The sequence below is a fragment of the Pseudoalteromonas sp. S8-8 genome (assembly GCF_000497875.1).
Lineage (GTDB): Bacteria > Pseudomonadota > Gammaproteobacteria > Enterobacterales > Alteromonadaceae > Pseudoalteromonas > Pseudoalteromonas arctica.
In genome coordinates this window covers 13427-29242 of sequence record NZ_AUTR01000067.1, presented here as the reverse complement: position 1 = coordinate 29242, position 15816 = coordinate 13427, and the positions used below count along the sequence as shown (strand labels likewise).

The following is a 15816-nucleotide window of genomic DNA, read 5'->3' as shown; positions in this document are numbered from 1 at the left end:
GTGTTGCGGCTAGTGTTGAGCGTAAAAAGTTGGCATCTATTTTAAGCAATGGTAGCGTGCAAACAACGAACATTTTTTGAGTGATTTATATGCGTTTGGTATTAACATTAATGGTGGTGTTGCTTAGCTTTTCAAGTGTAGCTAAGCCACTTTCGTATTATTTTGAACAAGATGTAAAATTTGACCCTTCAATTCCTACTCCTGAGCAAGTACTCGGTTACGAAGTAGGAGAGTGGCACGTGAGACACGATCAGCTCGTACGTTATATGGAAATACTTGCTGATAAAAGCGACCGTATAAATTTTGAGGTGATTGGCCGCACGCATGAACAACGCCCGTTAGTAATGCTAACAATTACTGCTGCTGATAAGTTATCAAGCATAGAGCAGACACGCCAAGCTCACTTAGCACGCTTAAGTAATAACAGTGGTAAAGCACAAGACGACCCTGCTGTTGTATGGATGGGATACAGTGTGCATGGTAATGAGTCATCAGGTAGTAACTCATCTTTGCTGGTGGCATATTACTTAGCTGCTGCACAAGGTACTGAAATAGATGAGCTATTAAATAACACGGTTATTTTACTCGACCCTTCACTTAATCCTGACGGGCTTGCTCGTTTTGCTAATTGGGCAAACAGTAACCGAGGCATGAACTTATCAAGTGACCCTAAAACCCGTGAACATGTTGAAAACTGGCCAAGTAGTCGTACCAATCACTACTGGTTTGATTTAAATCGTGACTGGTTATTACTACAGCATCCTGAATCGCGCGCGCGTATTGCTAAATTTCATCAGTGGAAACCAAATATTTTAACTGACTTTCATGAAATGGGACCAAACAGCAGTTACTTTTTTCAGCCAGGTATTCCAAGCCGTAAACACCCAATAACACCTGATGAAAATGTAACGTTAACTAAAGCGATTGCTAACTATCACGCAAAAACGTTAGATAAAAACAACGCACTTTATTTTACTGAAGAAAGCTTTGATGACTTCTATTACGGTAAAGGTTCAACCTATCCCGATGTAAATGGCGGCATAGGCATTTTATTTGAGCAAGCAAGTTCTCGTGGACATATTCAAGACACTATAAATGGACCTTTGAGCTTTCCTTTCACTATTAAAAATCAACTGTTAACGAGTTTATCTACCTTTAAGGCAGCAGTTGATAACCGCCAAGCATTACTTGATTACCAGGCTAAATTTTATAATCAGGCTACTGATTTAGCCAGCGATGAAAGCTTTGAAGGGTATGTTGTTGAAGGTGCAAGCGACAACACCCGTATTATGCACTTTTTAGAATTGTTAAAGCAGCACCAAATTAACGCTTACCCACTTACTAAATCATTAAAAGCAGATGGTAAGAATTTCAGTACACATAGCTATTTTGTACCATTAGCACAACCACAATATCGTTTGGTAAAAGCGATTTTTAGTGAGCAAAAAAACTTTGCCGATAATACTTTTTACGATGTATCTGGCTGGACATTAGCGCATGCGTTTAATTTGCCATTTTCTAAAGTTAAAAGTAGTTGGGGATTAAAAGTTGCTGATAAAGCATGGGAAAAAGTAGCAACCCCATCATTTTCTTCACTCACCGAAGGTTACGCATTTGGTTTTTCGTGGGATGATTATTTAGCACCTAAAATGTTAAATAGCTTATTACAGCAAGGTATAAAAGCACGTGTAGCGCTAAAAGCATTAACGGCTAAATCAACATCAGGAGAAATTAATTTTAAACCTGGAAGTATTATTATACCGGCTGGACTACAAACAAATACAGATTGGATTACCTTGCTAAATAAAGCACAAAATGAGTTTGGTATTGCAATCAAACCTATTACATCAGGCTTAACAAGCAAAGGAGCCGATTTAGGGTCGCGATCAATGGCGGTTGTTAGTGCTCCAAAAGTACTGCTTATTGGCGGGCNAAGCCAGTACGAAGTCGGCGAAGTGTGGTATTACCTAGATCGCTTTGTAGGTGTTGCACCAACAATTGTTGAAATGAACCGCTTTAGTTCACTCGAGTTAAGTGACTACAGTCATATTGTGCTTGCTCATGGCAATTACAATAGCTTATCTGATGCCGACAAAGTGGCTATTAAAAGCTGGGTAAGGAAAGGCGGCGTTATTTGGGGTCACAAAGGCGGCGCTAAATTTTTAGCTGATCAGCAATTACTCAAAGCAAGCTATCTATCACGACAAGATGTAGCAAGTGCATTTAAAACGACAGGTTTAAGTTATGGCGATAAAGATCATTTAGCAGGACGTCAACGCATTGCAGGTGCTATTTTTAATACTAATGTAGATTTAACTCATCCGCTTACATTTTCACTTAAGCGTAATACATTGCCCGTATTCAAAAACAGTACTTGGTTGCTAGAAGCTTCTGATGCTCCGTTCGTAAATGTACTTACCTACACTAAAAATCCATTATTGGCAGGCTTTACCGATGCCGTTAATGTTGAGCAAGTTGCTGGCGGCGCAGGATTAATTGCTCACTCATACGGACGAGGTACAGTGATAGGCATGACCGACGACCCTGTATTTAGAGGTTACTGGTATGGGACTAGTCGACTACTAAGCAACGCTTTATTTTTTGGTCATACGTTTCGTGCAAATGGCGAATAATACCAATTCGCTTAATTAAGTGATCTATTTTGAGGATGGAAAAACGTGTTGATAGCTAGGCAAAAAATTCGCTATTTAGTTGTTCTCGGCAATTGCTCCTGCATTGCTCTACCTTCTGCATCCATGCAGTCGTAAATGAGAATTTTTTAACACAGGCAGCGACACGTTTAGCCCCGCAAAATGATCAAGTATTATTGCGGATTGGTATAATAATTTTTAATAATTAAATAGGCGTTAAGCAAGTTGTAAAAGCCCACACTTGTTTAGCGCCTGCTTGTTTTAGTGCACTAGTAGCTGCGTTTAATGTTGCCCCTGTCGTCATCACATCATCAACAATAGCGACTGTCTTACCGCCCATATCCTCTGTACAAATAAAGGCATTTTTTAAGTTTTTAATACGCTTTGCTTTAGATAGCTCCGACTGGGCTTGTGTTTTTTTATTGCGAATAAGTACGTTACTCACTGATGCGTAATTAGCTAAACATGGTTGCCAAACTTGGCTTACCTGATTAAACCCGCGAGTAATGAATCGGCTTTTATGAAGAGGTAAAATAATAAAGGTATCTGGCAAAGTAGGGCTTTGCTCAAAAAACTGCGTTAATTGTTTTTGTATAACTTGCTGCAATGCCTTTTTATAATGAATTTGATTATTAAATTTTAGCCTTTTAAGCCAATGTTCAAAGGGAGGTTGATAAAAAGCACAGGCAAATAATTTATCAAACTCGCAATTAGGAAACATCTCAACAATATCGGGTCGATGCAGTAAATTCTTATGCTTACTAAAATCAAACAATGGTAAATCTTCAAGGCAATAATCACAAAGCCCTAAAGAGGTCGTAATCGTATTTTGACATTGCACGCAATAAGAGGGAAATAACCAATTTAAAATGGCTTGTTTCACTGACTCGCTCCTTGCATTGCAATCGCCTTTTTAAACGTTATGATGAGCCTAAGTTTGGTAAAGGTTAGGCAAATATGCAAAATGAGTTAGTGTTATTACATGGTTGGGGAATGAATCAGGGCGTATGGCAGTTAGTACAGCCAGAACTTGAGTTTTTATATTCAGGAAGTGTACGTAGCCTTGACCTACCTGGGTTTGGCAATAGCCATGTTTGCCCAAGCCCTTATACTTTGCATGATGCAGCAGAAACTTTAAGTAAGCAGTTAAAGCCGAAGACCATTTTAATGGGGTGGTCGTTAGGTGGATTATTTGCACTTTATATTGCTAAGCATTGGCCTGAAAAAGTATCAAAAGTTATTTTAATTGCATCGACTCCTTTTTTTGCGGAGGCAGATAATTGGCCCGGAATAAAAGCGAATGTATTGGCGCAGTTTAAAGAGCAGTTAGTTAATCATCGAGAAAAAACAATAGAGCGCTTCTTAGCTATTCAAGCGATGGGTAGCGAGTCGGCGCGTGATGATATAAAGCTGCTTAAACAATTACTAAATCAGTACAGCGCACCACAAAGCGACGCCCTGAGTGCTGGTTTAGATATTTTACAAAACGACGATTTACGTGATTTATTTGCTCATTGCCCAGTACCTATCAAAGGAGTATTTGGCCGACTTGATGCCTTAGTGCCTTATAAAGCAATTAGTGAAATGTCAGTACTAAATACTGAGTTTGAATACGAGGTGCTAGATAAAGCGTCGCACGCGCCATTTATTTCTCATAAAAGTGAGTTTTTATCTGTCGTTAAATCAATGCTTTAAAATAGAGCTAAGAATAGCGCTGTTTAAAGCTTTATTTTGAGCAGAACCTGAGCGATAATTAAACAATGTTTATTTGGTGGAGGTTTTAATATGCCAATAGGATCTGTATTTAATAGTGGTGTAGAAGGGTTTAATCGAGCTAGCCAAGGTATTGAAAAGGCCAGTGCTGAGATTAACCGTGCCAGTATAGAACAGCAAGATGACGCGCAATTAGCGCAGCAACGTCAGCTTACAGCAGCACGCCCTGAAGAAGCTATTACTGCACCTGTAGCACAGCCTGCTCGTGTTGATGAAGCGCTTGTTAACTTAAAAGTTGAAGAGTTTAATGCCAAGGCAAATACGCAATCAATTCAAACGGCCGATGATGTACTTGGCACGTTAATCGATATTAAAGTTTAGTATTATGAATATTGTCACGCCATTTCCGTCTATCAATATAAACACTGCAAATGTTTATACGGAAACTGCACGGCGTGACAACCAACTACGCGAAGTTATTCCTGCTCCCGCATCTAGTAGCGCAAGCAATACAGAAACCAAAGCGCAAAGTGATTCTGAAAAAGCAAAATTACCAGGCAGTAGCGATGATGCGACGTATAACGCAACGGGAAAAATAGCAGACGAAAAGTCAGTTCAGCAGCGCGATGGAAACTCAGAAAACCCTGAGGGCTCTGAGGAAGAAAGTGAAGCAATCGAGAAAAAAGAATCTGAGCAAGAAGAGCTGCAATTAGAACAAGAACAACAACAAATTACAGAGCTAAAAGCACGAGATACTGAAGTACGAATACACGAGCAAGCGCACGCTTCTGTAGGTGGGCAACATGCTGGCTCGCCAAGCTATGAGTATCAACGTGGCCCAGATGGTACTAACTACGCAGTTGGCGGAGAAGTACAAATAGATGTGTCAGAAATTCCGGGTGACCCGCAAGCGACTATAGACAAAATGCAAACGGTACGCGCTGCCGCATTAGCGCCTGCAGAGCCTTCGGGAGCTGATCGCTCTATTGCTGCAGATGCTACGCAAAAGCTAGCAGCGGCTCAGGCTGAGCTTGCACAACCTGAAAAAGAAGACGACGAAGACGCAAAAAGTAAACTTGAAGCGTCATTCTCTAGCGATGAAAGCAGCGATACAAAAACAGCTAAAAGTGACGAGCAAACACGTGATGCCGATGTTGAGGCACGGGCGGGGCGTATTGCTAACTTTTATCAAATGGCTACATCGCCAGCGAGCCAAAGTAGTTTTTCAGCGTTAAGTTAATAATTTAGTAAAACGTAACCACAAAAAAACCGCTTACGCGGTTTTTTTCGTTTTAGCTTAGCTGTACAAGTATTATTTTTTCACTTTAGCATTAGCGAACGCATCGGCAAATGCATTACCCATTAACGCATTGCCATTGTCACGTTTAGGCTTTGCAGCGCGAGGTTGCGAATTATTAGCACGTGTTTGTGGCTTTTGCGTAGCTGGCGCTGCTGACTTATTACTTGTGTCAATGTCGTCATCTAAGCGCATAGTAAAGCTTATGCGCTTACGTGCAGCGTCTACTTCAACAACTTTAACCTTTACAATATCACCAGCTTTAACAACTTCACGCGGATCTGATATAAACTTATTCGTGATTGCTGAAATATGCACTAAACCATCTTGGTGTACACCTACATCAACAAACGCACCAAAGTTAGCAACGTTTGAAACCACGCCTTCTAAAATCATACCTGGTTTTAGGTCACTAATTTTTTCAACACCGGCTTTAAACTCAGCTGTTTTAAATTCAGGGCGAGGATCTCGACCTGGTTTATCAAGCTCAGTAATAATGTCGGTAACGGTTGGTAAGCCAAACTTTTCGTCAGTGTAATCATTAGCAGCAAGTTTAGTTAAAAAGTCGCTGTTACCAATTAGGTTACTGACATCTACGCTATTGCGTTCACAAATACGTTTAACAACAGGGTAAGCTTCAGGGTGAACTGATGAGTTATCTAGTGGATCGCTACCATTGTTAATACGTAAAAAACCAGCCGCTTGTTCAAATGCTTTTGGCCCTAAACGCTCAACCTTTTTAAGCTCACTACGTTTAGTAAATGTGCCGTTAGCATCGCGATAATTAACGATATTTTGCGCTAATGTTTTGTTCAAACCAGATACGCGTGTAAGTAGCGGTACCGATGCCATGTTTAAATCTACGCCTACTGAGTTTACACAGTCTTCAACTACTGAAATAAGGCTTTGGCCTAATTGGCTTTGCGATACATCGTGTTGGTATTGGCCAACACCAATTGATTTTGGCTCAATTTTAACAAGTTCAGCAAGAGGATCTTGAAGGCGGCGCGCAATAGAGACAGCCCCTCGTATAGAAACATCTAAATCTGGGAATTCATTAGCTGCAAATTCAGAAGCTGAGTAAACCGATGCACCCGCTTCGCTAACCATAATTTTACTAAGCTTAAGTTCGCTGTTTGCTTTCATAAGCTCAGCAACCAACTTATCTGATTCGCGTGATGCAGTACCGTTACCAATCGCAATTAGCTCAACTTTATGCTGACGACAAAGTTGCTCTAACGTACGCACTGATTTATCCCAATGATTTTGTGGTGCATGAGGGAAAATAGTTTGTGTAGCTAGTAATTTACCTGTGCTATCAACAACGGCAATCTTACAGCCAGTACGAAGGCCTGGATCAAGACCTAAAGTAGTACGGGGGCCTGCAGGTGCTGCCATTAATAAATCTTTTAAGTTTTTAGCAAATACGTCGATTGCACCAGCTTCTGCTTTTTCGCGCATTGCTGCAAAAAATTCATTCTCTAGGTGTAATCCTAACTTAATTTTCCACGCCCATTGCACAACGTTTAATAACCAAGGACTTGCCGCTTTATATTTAATATCTAAACGGTAATGGTCAGCAATCATGTTGGCACATAGTTGCGCTGAATTTTCAGCGCTAGGCTCTGGATTAACATTTAACTGAAGTACACCTTCATTTCGGGCTCTAAGCATAGCAAGCGCACGGTGAGAAGGTACTTTTTTGAGAAGTTCTTGATGCTCGAAGTAGTCACGGTATTTTGCACCCGCTTGCTCTTGACCTTTAATTACAGTGCTTTCAATTGCGCCGTTTTGACTAATGTGGCTTCTAAATTTAGCAAGTAATTTTGCGTCTTCAGCAAAGCGCTCCATCAAGATAAATTTAGCGCCTTCGAGTACCGCTTTTGTATCTGCAAAGCCTTTTTCAGCACTTACAAACTGCTCTGCTTGTTGCTCTGGGTCAAGGTTAGCATCTTTAAATAGTGCATCTGCAAGTGGCTCTAAACCAGCTTCAATTGCTATTTGGCCTTTAGTACGGCGCTTAGCTTTATAAGGTAGGTATAAATCTTCAAGTTCAGTTTTACTTTGTGCATTAGTTATATCGGCACTTAGCTCTGGCGTTAATTTATTTTGCGATTCGATGGTCGATAAAATAAAACTACGGCGCTCTTCTAGTTCACGTAAATACGATAAACGCTGCTCTAAAAGGCGTAATTGGGTGTCGTCTAGGCCGCCGGTAACTTCTTTTCTGTAGCGGGCAATAAAAGGAACAGTTGCGCCTTCATCAAGTAATTTTGTAGCTGCAACAACCTGTTGCTGCTGTGCGTTTAACTCACCGGCTAAACGTGCAGAGATATCGCTCATGCAAAAACCTTTTTATACAATAAAATAAGACCAGAAGCGTGTTACTGGCGCCGTTAATTGCTTGAATAATATCACAGGAGGTAGTAATAAAAAGCTCTTAAAGCAAGCTATTTCACTTGCTTTAAGATGGTTGGGAAGGGAGTAAATCAATTCAACTAAAAGAGCGCCCTAGTGAGGATGCTCAATGTTTTCTAATACTTCACTGAAAGAGTGAGCAATAGGGCTAATATGTAGTGGAATATGTAATGTTTTAGCTATTTGGCGAGCTGAAATTAAACCACAAATTTCGCTACTTGCTGTTGTTACTAATAAAAACATTACACCTTGATGCTCCATTGTTTGCAGCGCATCACCAATACATGCATAGCTTAAACTTTGCATGCTTACACCTGTAAGTCGGCTAATTGGCGTCATAATATCGCGCAAGCTTACTTCACTTCGTGGGGTATTTAAACGCTCTGCAATAATAGTAATTTTAGAGCTTTGTAAATCGGCGCTAGAAACAAGACCAATCAATTTTTGGTTCTCGTCGGTTACTAAAACAAAATCAGATTGTTGTGCACTAACTTGTTTAAGTGCATCTGTAATCGTTGTTGTATGCTCTGCACGAATAGGCGTTTTTTGAGTAAAGTTATTTACCATTTTTAGCGCTGGAGATGATAAATCAATCAATGGTTGGTCATCTGCAAATGTGCTTGCAATAACGCCGTGAGAAACATTTAGAGTACGTAATTCTTTAAAGTTAGACATAGTAGTCACCTTAGTAGTTATAAAATTTAATTAAGTTGTAAAATAATGAATTAAATTAAATAGCTAGGTGGTCCGCGTTGGTACGCAGTGCTAAAAGGTCTGTTTAGATTGGTGCTCTTATAAAAAGAATCTACGACATTAGGAAGTGGTTGAGGCGACCTAAAGGTAATAGTATTAACGTGAGAGTCTACGTCAAAATCGAGGTTTGCTTGGTCAGGAATGTCACAAGCAATAAAGTGATTAGATAGTTTAGCGTTATCAAGGTTTACTTCAGTGTTACTGGCATGCAGCGTCAAACTTACACTCATTAAAAGTGCAAACAATACGGCATTATTTAATATGCGCTGTACTATGTTTGACATAATCACGACCTTAATTAACTGCTTTCAAATTAAACAAATCAACTTGAATAATTCAGTTATAGCTTATTGCTTTAATTTACACAATCAAAAGTTAACATGATCTGAATCAAAACTTTTTATTTCTTTTTTTGGTAATCGATACTGTTTACATACCACTGCTTTTTACCCTGAGGAGTAGGTACTTCAAAATCGTCATCTACTTGTTTTTTAATCAGCGCCCGCGCCATAGGTGAGTCTATTGATATGTAATCTTTTCGGTCGTAAATTTCATCAGGTCCGACAATTCTGAATTTTTTAGTTTCACCTTCTTCGTTTTCAATTTCGACCCATGCACCAAAAAACACTTTTCCATCTTGAACGGGAGAGTAGTCGATGATTTTTAAATCAGGTATGCGTTTGCGTAAATAGCGTACACGACGGTCAATTTGGCGTAGCAAACGCTTGTTATATTGATATTAGTTCTACTCTACTAACCATACTAATTATCATTAAATGAGTAATATAATTTGCTAAATCAATATTAATATTCTAAACCTAGTTGTATTAGTGTCACTAACTATATACTTAATAGTACAATTTATTGGATTGGTATTTTGGCTTATATTCTAAAACGGCGTGTCGATTATAAAGCAAATCAATCTGTCTTGTCTGTTAGCTTGCCATTACTCATAACAGATAAAGGTATATTAGTTTCACATCTTAGATTTCTTTATACAAAACGTAATAAATCTCAGTCTTGGCTTGAACGAAATGTGTTTGCGGTTGAGCAACTGCTTAAGTTTATGAATGCTCATACAAGTACATTCACATCAGCAACTGAGCTATTACGTTCGTTTGTTGATGTTCTCTGCTTTGGCTCAATAGATGATTCACAGAATGATCCCTCGAATTTGTATTGGTCCCCGCGAAAGGTTGAAGATGTTAATGTGTTATTGAGTCATATCAATTGTTATTGTGACTATCTTGATGAAATCTATGGATATGATCTTCCTAACCTAAATCCATTAAGAAAAGCTACTAGAGCTGAAGAACGAATGCGCTGGTGTGCTTACTATAAACGTGAATCTAATTGCTTTTTAAATCATCTGAGTAACCCATCTAAAAATAGATTCGCAATGATACGAAGCATTCAAGGGCCAATGAATCATTTACTATCTATTGAGTCTGTAAATCGATTTCCAGAAGAGTACTTTCAACGCTTCTTGAAATATGGATTTCTCAATCATCGAACAAGAGAAGTTGATTTCGGATGCGTCCTAATAGTTATGTTAATGCATTATGGTGGACTAAGACTATCTGAATGCTTTCACATATATATTCGTGATATTACTATTGATGTAAAAAATAGTACGGCAATTTTTTCAGTTTTTCATCCAAGCGATGGAGCTAGTCCAGAGCTAGGTTTCTCTAATCGACGGGAGTATCTAAATACTCGCTTTCGACAAAAACCACGCAATGAATATAAACGCTCTCATAGGCTTTATTCAGGATGGAAGCAACCTCGATTAACGAATCAAAATCTTTCTTTTGATGTCATGATATTTCCAAATAACAAAGCTAAAGAACTGGCTTGGTTACTGGAACAATATTTAGCAGTAAGAGTTACTGGAAATCATCCATATCTTTTTACTAACTCAAATGGAGACCCTGAATCTAAAAAGAATTTTATCCAAAAGTATAAGCGTGGAGTCGAGCGAATTGGACTTGAGGCTGGAAAATGCTTCGGTACTAGCCCACATTCTCATCGGCATTCTTATGGATATAGTTTAAACCAAGCCGGCTTCAATCAGTTAGAGATACAAAAAGCTATGCATCATAAAAGTATTTTCAGTTGTTTGGTTTATTTGAAACCTAATGATATCGATATTCGTAATGTAATGAGAAAGAACGATATATGAGAAAGTACTTTTATCGAGAATACGCACTAGCCAAAAAACATGCACAATTGCTTGGTGTAAAAACGACCAAAGAATATAAACTAAGATATAAAGAAGATCCGCTGCTAGTTAGTACGCCCAATAATATCTATAAAAATGAATGGGAAGATTGGGAGAGTTTTCTTGGCACAAAAAAAGAATTTTATGCTAAATTATCTGATGCTAAAAAAGCAATACAAGCACTAGGCGTCAGTACAAGGGAAGAGTATAAGAGACAATATAAATCAGACCCTTTACTGATTAGCACACCGAATATTTACTATGAAGATGACTGGAAGGGTTGGAGAGATTTTTTTGGTACTAATCAAAATTTTTATAGCTCTATCGATCTCGCGGAAAAAGCTGTGAGTGTGTTGGGTATTACGACAAGTACTCAATATATGGCACAATATAAACAAGACCCACAGTTGCCATCAGTCCCAGGAATAACTTATTCAAGCGAATGGAAAGGGTGGAAATCTTTTTTAGGTAAGGAAAAAGAGGTATATACTTCGTATAGCTTAGCTCAAAAAGCTGTTTTAGATCTTGGAATTAAGACCAAAAAAGCTTACATTTCGTGTCGTAGGAATGATCCTCTACTACCTTTCTCCCCTGACAAGGTATTTTTTAAAGAGTGGGAGGGTTGGCAGCATTTTTTAAATACATTTGATGAATCCTACTTTGATTTAAGCTCGGCAAAAAAAGCAGTTATATCTTTAGGAATTCAATCTAGTAGTGAATATGTTAAACGCTATAAAGAAGACCCCAGACTACCAGCGAAACCAACTAGAAAATATAAAGATGAATGGCCTGGCTGGTTTAGTTTTCTAGGAAAAGATATTAAATTTTATGAAAGTTATGAACTTGCTCAAAAAGCAGCTCTAAAGCTTGGTATAATTTCAGTAACTGAATACCGTGAGAACTATCACAACGATCCAATGCTCCCCGGTATGCCTAATAAAAAGTATGCCAAAAGTTGGCATGGTTGGCCCCACTTTTTAAATAAAACTTACAAGTTTTATACTTCTTACGCAGATGCCAAAAGTGCCACTCAAGCACTAGGAATTAAATCTAACAGCGAATATAAGAAACGTTTTAAAGAAGATCTCCAACTACCATCACAACCATATAAGGTATATGAAGAGAACTGGATAAACTGGGGGGATTTTTTAGGTAAAAAGCTTATACAGTTTTATCTGACATATGAGGAAGCTAAAGTTGCTGCAAAAAAACTAGGAGTCACTACATTAGTTCAATATAAACAAAAACGTTTGGATGACCCAAAACTTCCATCTTGTCCAGACCAAGTCTACTTGAAAGACTGGCTTGGCTGGAAATTTTTTTTAAATACTTCAAAGAAAGAAAAATATTTAACTCTTATTGAAGCTATGCAAGCCACGCAAGCAATGAATATCACTTCTCTTAAGGAGTATAAAAGTAAGTATCACTTAGATCCTTACTTACCAGCAAACCCCGGTGTAAAATATTGCAAAGAATGGATTAATTGGCATACTTTTCTAGGAAGTACCCCTAAATTTCATAGTTATGAAGAAGCACAGGAGGCTGTTATTGAATTAGGTATCAAAACAGCTGCTGAATATCGAGAAAGCTATAAAAAAGACTTGAAATTACCATCAGTTCCACGACAAACATATATCCATAGATGGGAGTCTTGGCAAGTCTTTCTTAAAGTAGCGAGCAAGTTTTATTCCACTTATACAGAAGCTCATAATGCAGCGAAAGCACTAAAAGTATCCTCTTTGTTAGAATACAAAACCAGGTATAAAGAAGATCCACGTTTAACTGTAAAACCTTTTTCTATATATGCAGATGATTGGATAAATTGGACAGAGTTTCTAGATTTGGAAAAGAAAATTTTTAAGTCTTATGAAGATGCTAAGAAAATTATCCAAACTTTAAATGTTATTAGTTTTGCCGATTATAAAAAATGTCCTTTAGCTGATTTGCATTTACCTAAAAACCCTGACAGCTATTACTCTATTAGTTGGACAAATTGGATAGATTTTGTCTTACCTGAAATCGTTGATAACTTAGAAATACTCAAAAAAGCATGCAAAATACTTAATATTAGTAACTCGAAGCAGTACCGGGAGGTACAAAAAAAATATAAACAATTACCTGGCAAGCCAGATAAGAAGTTTGAAAATTGGGTTGATTGGTATGATTTATTAAACATCTCTCGGCCATATTCATATGAAGAACTACGTTTAATAGTACTTAAATATAAATGTAAGACTTTAAAAGATTATAAAAATATGCGTACGAAACTACATGATCCGCGAATTCCTTCTTCGCCAGAAGAGACTTATAAAACATGTGGTTGGACAAACGCATATAATTTTCTTGGGACAAATAGACCATATCAAATTAAATATTTTGATCCAAAATGGAAATTATGGTCAGATTCCATAGTTGAATTTTTGAAATCTGCTAAAGCTGGTGATACAAAGGTTAAAGATTTATGTGAGTTTGTCCGTGAATATATTGAACCTAATAATTATGAAGTATCTCCTTTAGAGTTCCTTATAAGGGATAAAACTAATATACAACCAATGTTAGATTTGTTTGAAAAGGAATCTGTTTTACGTAAGAAAAAGTGGTTATTTTCAGTTAATGAGTTTTTAAATTGGACTATTGTTAACTTTTTAACTGTTGAAGATCCTGAAACGGGAGAAATTTCTAGAATTAAAGGAGCAAGAAACCCCTTTGTCCGAATTAACTTTGATGATGAAATAGCACCAGTTTTACTCAATGAAACAAATAAATTAGCTTTGCCTTATCAGTTTGTAAAAAGTGCTAGAGAGTGGATATTCCCTCCTAATGAGATTCAAAATAAGACTAACTATTCAGATCTCAAACACCTTCACAGAAGCTCAGCAGATTGGATTCAAATCAATGATTTATCCCTTATTGATGATACAGATCCTGATTGTATTATCAGGCAGGAAGGAGATAGAACATTCCTTTGGCTACCAATATACTGGACTTATACATATGCATTAATGCAGTTACCTGCAAGAGGAAGACAAATTGTTTATTGTGATTCGGGTGAGGCAGATGCTGAAGTGCCGGATATTAAAAATGGAGCAATTATCTGGAAACCAAATCGGAATAAGTTAACGGGTCTAACAAAACAACAAAGTATGATAAACAAAACCAAAGATAATGACTTTGGTGTCCATTATACTTCAAATAAAACTCACTTTAGTGGTGAAGGTTATACCATAGCATTTATGCCAATCGAATTAGCTTATTGGCTCATTAAGTTGAGAAAGTGGCAAGAAAAGTATAACCCTATTTCAAAACCAACAAAGTGGTTTGATTGTAGGCGAACTAATTTAAATGAGGTACAGAGAAAACAAAAAGGTATTAATTGTTTTTTGTTCAGAGATTATCAAAATGAAGAGCCTGGTTTTTTTGGATCTCGTTTAGCAAGCCGCCTTGCAGCAGCACTATTTTTTGCTTCGAAAGACCAACTGACTTCTGCAACTTATGCTGGAAAAAGTTTCAAAGAATGTCATCTTCAACTTGAACAGCAAGAGGGCATTGCTCTTAGCTTATTTAAATCTGAATATACTCCTCATTCTATGCGTGTGAGTTTAATTAATGCATACGTTTATGAGTTTGGTATGCCACTGGAAGTCATCATGAAGCTAGTTGGCCACTCATCTGTTGTGATGTCGATTTACTACTTAAAAAGCGATAAAACGGGGGCTAATCTTCGTGAAAAATTGAAGCTTGGTGAAAAACAAGCTTTAAGCAATGGGTCGGATACTTTAAAAAGCTTTATTGAATCCCAACGAATTGAAGAATGTAAAAAGCAATTACTTGGAAATAACCCTGAATTTCTGCAGACTTTAAACAATAGTAGACCTGCTTCTAGCTATCTGTTTAAGGACTTTGGAATCTGCCCTGTTGGCGGTGCGTTCTGTAGAGAAGGCGGTGATGCGGTTGCAACAAAGGCAAATATATATCACCCTGTGAATGCAGGTTACCTAGGTGAACAAAACTGTATTCAATGCAGGTTTTTTGTCACAGGTCCAGCTTTTATGATGGGTCTTTCAGCACTTTTTAATGAGGTTAGTTTAGCCGTTAATACTCAATCATATCGCTTTACAAGCTTAGAAAAAGAGCTAAATAATGCAGCTAGCAAAGTAGATGTTATTTCACATGAGTTGTATAAACAAAAAAATCAGCAATTAGAAGATGAAAAGCAACAGCTTCAAGCTCTCAGACGCAAATTAAATTCAGAAATTGAAACTAGAGCTAAAAAGTTGGATCTGTATATGGCTGACATGAACTCGCTTCATAAGCATCTGACCAATTGTCAAAAAGTAATAAATAACGATAAGCAACAAGAAGGTTCAAAGCTTCAGTTAATAGTACCTAATGAGTTTGAAATTAGCTTTGAACTCGATGATGTTAGCAGTTTTCAGCAACTTTCAGAAGTATGTGAGAATGCTGAACTTTATCATAGCTGTAGTGATGAACTAGCAGTTACACGGAGAAGCCAGGCTCTTGATAGGATGTTGCTGAACAATGGAATGAATCCTCAATTTATCTTTCTAACAGAGAAGCAGCAACTTGCGGTTGGCAATCAAATGACACAGCTTATGCTGTCAAGACTTCAAAGCTGGGAGAAGCTTGATAAGCTAATAAATGGTACTTTAGCTTTAAACGACTTTTTAGAAAAAGAAAGGTTGACCTTAATGGATATTAAATCATTATTCGCAAGCTCAACACCGTTAAATCAGGTAGATTAA

10 protein-coding genes and 1 pseudogene are annotated in these 15816 nt (G+C 37.7%); 6 read left to right on the top strand and 5 right to left on the bottom strand.

The genetic code is table 11. The features are described 5' to 3' along the window. Positions 1 to 89 precede the first annotated feature (89 nt). The gene (locus tag L659_RS0120120) at positions 90 to 2633 is read left to right on the top strand and encodes a M14 family zinc carboxypeptidase (protein WP_024591682.1); all 2544 of its coding nucleotides are present in this window, start codon (positions 90 to 92) and stop codon (positions 2631 to 2633) included. A gap of 223 nt (positions 2634 to 2856) precedes the next feature. On the opposite strand, the gene L659_RS0120115 is transcribed toward L659_RS0120120, so the two are convergent. Then, positions 2857 to 3534 (bottom strand): ComF family protein, encoded by a 678-nt coding sequence (locus tag L659_RS0120115; protein ID WP_010554946.1) that lies wholly within the window; start codon positions 3532 to 3534, stop codon positions 2857 to 2859. Between the two features lie 74 nt (positions 3535 to 3608). Between L659_RS0120115 and bioH the strand changes: the two genes are divergently transcribed. The 3 genes from bioH (at position 3609) to L659_RS0120100 (ending at position 5604) form a co-directional block, all read left to right on the top strand. Continuing rightward, complete coding sequence (gene bioH / locus L659_RS0120110) at positions 3609 to 4346, top strand: pimeloyl-ACP methyl ester esterase BioH (protein ID WP_010554945.1); 738 nt, start codon at positions 3609 to 3611, stop codon at positions 4344 to 4346. Between the two features lie 90 nt (positions 4347 to 4436). Then, entirely contained in the window at positions 4437 to 4745 is a 309-nt protein-coding gene (locus L659_RS0120105; protein WP_007584971.1) for a hypothetical protein, read from the top strand. 4 nt (positions 4746 to 4749) lie between these two features. Continuing rightward, complete coding sequence (locus L659_RS0120100; RefSeq protein ID WP_024591681.1) at positions 4750 to 5604, top strand: putative metalloprotease CJM1_0395 family protein; 855 nt, start codon at positions 4750 to 4752, stop codon at positions 5602 to 5604. Positions 5605 to 5676: 72 nt separating this feature from the next. Here L659_RS0120100 and L659_RS0120095 read toward each other — a convergent pair whose 3' ends face one another. The 4 genes and pseudogenes from L659_RS0120095 to L659_RS0120080 all read right to left on the bottom strand — a co-directional run. After that, entirely contained in the window at positions 5677 to 8004 is a 2328-nt protein-coding gene (locus tag L659_RS0120095; protein WP_024591680.1) for a Tex family protein, read from the bottom strand. Positions 8005 to 8172: 168 nt separating this feature from the next. After that, entirely contained in the window at positions 8173 to 8754 is a 582-nt protein-coding gene (locus tag L659_RS0120090; protein ID WP_007584976.1) for a CBS domain-containing protein, read from the bottom strand. A gap of 50 nt (positions 8755 to 8804) precedes the next feature. Beyond that, on the bottom strand, positions 8805 to 9116 hold the full coding sequence (locus L659_RS0120085) for a hypothetical protein (protein ID WP_007584977.1): 312 nt from the start codon (positions 9114 to 9116) through the stop codon (positions 8805 to 8807). Positions 9117 to 9232: 116 nt separating this feature from the next. Beyond that, a pseudogene (locus L659_RS0120080) lies at positions 9233 to 9571 on the bottom strand (GreA/GreB family elongation factor); the annotation flags it as partial. Positions 9572 to 9709: 138 nt separating this feature from the next. Here L659_RS0120080 and gmtY point away from each other — a divergent pair. Continuing rightward, positions 9710 to 11014, top strand: a complete 1305-nt coding sequence (gene gmtY / locus L659_RS0120075; protein ID WP_024591678.1) for a gamma-mobile-trio recombinase GmtY — start codon at positions 9710 to 9712, stop codon at positions 11012 to 11014. After that, the gene (gmtZ, locus tag L659_RS0120070; protein ID WP_024591677.1) at positions 11011 to 15816 is read left to right on the top strand and encodes a gamma-mobile-trio integrase GmtZ; all 4806 of its coding nucleotides are present in this window, start codon (positions 11011 to 11013) and stop codon (positions 15814 to 15816) included. Before gmtY ends, gmtZ begins: the two co-directional genes overlap by 4 nt.